This window comes from Paracoccus sp. (in: a-proteobacteria) (assembly GCF_046462195.1).
Classification (GTDB): Bacteria; Pseudomonadota; Alphaproteobacteria; order Rhodobacterales; family Rhodobacteraceae; genus Paracoccus.
In genome coordinates, this window is record NZ_JBKGUN010000169.1 from 1 (window position 1) to 2,923 (window position 2,923).

General features: G+C 63.5%; 2 protein-coding genes. Both read left to right on the forward strand.

Annotation, left to right across the window (positions count from 1 at the left end; translation table 11 throughout):
* A partial coding sequence (locus tag ACLHHB_RS10670) for an FtsX-like permease family protein (protein WP_410218267.1) occupies positions 1–1,499 on the forward strand: 1,499 nt, incomplete at its 5' end.
* Complete coding sequence (locus ACLHHB_RS10675) at positions 1,489–2,523, forward strand: lipocalin-like domain-containing protein (RefSeq protein WP_410218268.1); 1,035 nt, start codon at positions 1,489–1,491, stop codon at positions 2,521–2,523. The genes ACLHHB_RS10670 and ACLHHB_RS10675, both read left to right, overlap by 11 nt.
* Positions 2,524–2,923 lie beyond the last annotated feature (400 nt).

Sequence of the window (2,923 nt, forward strand, 5' to 3'; positions counted from 1 at the left end):
CCGATGTGGCGGCCACCCTGCGCGGACTTTATGGTGCCGAGGTGTCAGGGCAGATGACGTTGCGCCCCACCTGGTGGCTTTCGGGACTGGCCATCGCACTGGTCGGAACGGCTGTCGCTGCCAGCGGCGCGCTGTGGTCGCTGGCGCGGATGCCCTTGCTGTCCGGAGCGCATCCGCGCGCCTTCAGCATGTCGCATCGCCATCGGGGGAAGTCGCTGCTGGCGATGGGTCTGCTTCTTGGAGCTGCCACCTTGGGGATCTGGGGGAAAGGACTGCTGGCAGGGTTTGTCATGCTGGGCGCCCTGCTGATTGGGGGGGCGCTGGCCTTGCCGCCGATGCTGACGCTGCTGTTGGCCTGGGCCGAGAGGCGTGCGCGGGGGCCGGTGACGCAATGGTTCTGGGCCGATACGCGTCAACAGGTGCCGGGCCTATCGCTGGCGCTGATGGCCCTGATGCTGGCAATGGCCGCAAATGTGGGCGTTTCAACGATGGTGTCGTCGTTCCGGCTGACATTCGTGGGGTTTCTGGACCAACGCCTTGCGTCGGAACTGTATGTCAGGGTCGAGAACCCTGCCCAAGCCGCCGCCATCGCCGCAGTCGCAACCGGCCATACCGATGCAATCCTGCCGCTGCTCAGCACCGATCAGCAGATTGCCGGAATGCCAGCCGAGATCCTGGGCGTTCGCGATCATGCGACCTATCGCGACAACTGGCAGTTCCTGCGCGCATCGCCGGATGTCTGGGACCGTCTGACACAGGGCGAGGGAGTCCTGGTCAACGAACAGATTTATCGCCGGGCCGGTTTGGATCTGGGGGCCGACATTGCCCTCGGTCAGGACGTCACCCTTCCGGTCTTGGGCATCTATGGCGACTATGGCAATCCGGCCGGACAGGTGATCGTCACCGAAGATCTGTTTCGCAGCCTGTTCCCCGAGATTGGTGCGAGGCAGTTCGGGCTTCGTGTTGACCCCGGACAGGTTCCGGTCCTGCGGGACCGCTTGCGCCAAGGGGCCGGCGTCGCGGAGGGGGCGATGATCGATCAGGCCGCGATCAAGGCCACCTCTCTGGCCATTTTCGAACGCACCTTTACGGTGACGACCGCGCTGAACGTGCTGACGCTGGCGGTTGCGGGCTTTGCCATCCTTATGAGCCTGCTGACCTTGGCAGGGATGCGCTTGCCGCAACTGGCGCCTGTCTGGGCCCTGGGGCTGACGCGGCGCAGGCTGGCCACGCTGGACCTGCTGCGCGCATTGTTGCTCGCATTGTTGACGGGTGCTCTGGCCTTGCCGCTGGGATTGGCGCTGGCCTGGGCGCTGCTGGCCGTTGTCAATGTCGAGGCCTTTGGCTGGCGGCTTCCGATGTACCTGTTTCCGCTTGATTACCTGAGGCTGGGGGTGCTCGCGCTGCTGGCGGCGGCGGTGGCGGCACTGTGGCCGGCATGGCGGCTGTCGCGCACGCCGCCGGCGCAACTGTTGGGGGTGTTCCGACATGAACGTTAAGGCACTTGTCGTTCTTCTGCTTTTGCCAGTGGCTGCGCTGGGCCAGGGTTTTGCCGGTCTGGGCACAGAGGCCGAGGATTTTGCGCAGCCGGTCCCGGAACGGGCGCTGGAGTTTCCGGCCGATCACGGCCCTCACCCAGAATACCGGATCGAATGGTGGTATCTGACCGCCAACATGACTGGCCCGGACGGAACGCCTTACGGCCTGCAGTGGACGCTCTTCCGTTCGGCATTGGCGCCGCGTGACGGTGAGGGATGGGAGACGCCGCAACTGTGGATGGGGCATGCGGCCGTCACCACGCCGGATGCGCATCATGTGGCTGAACGTCTGGCCCGGGGTGGCATAGGTCAGGCGCAGGTTCAGGCGGACCCGTTCTCGGCCCGGATCGATGACTGGTCCATGGAAGGTCCGGATTTCGACAACCTGCGCCTGACCGCCTCTGGTGGCGACTTTGCCTATGACGTACGGCTGCGGGCATCGGGTCCATTGGTCCGTCACGGGCAGGACGGGTATTCGGTGAAATCCGCTGCGGGACAGGCCAGCCATTACTATTCCCAGCCCTTTTTCGACCTGTCCGGCACACTGGCTTTGCCGGATGGCAACATTCCCGTGACCGGCGCCGCCTGGTTGGACCGGGAATGGTCTTCGCAGCCGCTGGCCGAGGATCAGGAGGGCTGGGACTGGTTCTCGCTGTCCTTCGACAGCGGTGAAAAGCTGATGGGCTTTGTTCTTCGCGGCACCACAGACTACACCTCTGCCAGCTGGATCACGGCCGGCGGACAGGTCACCCCCCTTGCTGACGGAGCCTTTGCCGCCACGCCTTTGGAATGGCACAAAGGGGAGGGGCAGCAGGTGCCGACGACATGGCAGGTCAGCCTGCCGGCGCAGGGTGTTGATGTGACGGTGGCGGCCCTGAACCTCGACGCCTGGATGAACACGTCGGTTCCCTATTGGGAGGGGCCTGTAACCGTATCAGGCAGCCATGCCGGCGTTGGATATCTGGAGATGACAGGTTATGACTGACCCTCATCCCGGCCTGCATCGTCTTTGAATTACGCGGTGTGGCTTGCTGTATGCAGAGCGACGACATGGTTTTGGTGACCTTCCCGCCTCAAGTCGGACTCATCGCATGGCGTCCCGACGGTGCCCTATGCGGGAGCCGTGGCGTTGCTTCCTGTTCCGCGCCGCGCGGCATGGTAGACCGTGCTGCAAGACTAATAGACCTTTTCGAAGGATGATGGCGTCATCGCTCTTATTTCCACGACGTATTTTGGCGTTGCAGGAAAGTCGGCTTTGGCAGCAAACAGGCAGATCTGGTTCTTTTTGTTTGAATGCGTTCGGAAGAGGATGCCGCTGCCATGAGCTGCTGTCTGTTTTGTGGGCATCAGGTCAAGCTGGCCTGGCGTGTGCCTCGCACTTCATC

Bases quoted from the DNA above. Each gene is read 5' to 3' on its own strand.
- ACLHHB_RS10675 (WP_410218268.1), top strand. From the start codon at position 1,489: ATGAACGTTAAGGCACTTGTCGTTCTTCTGCTTTTGCCAGTGGCTGCG.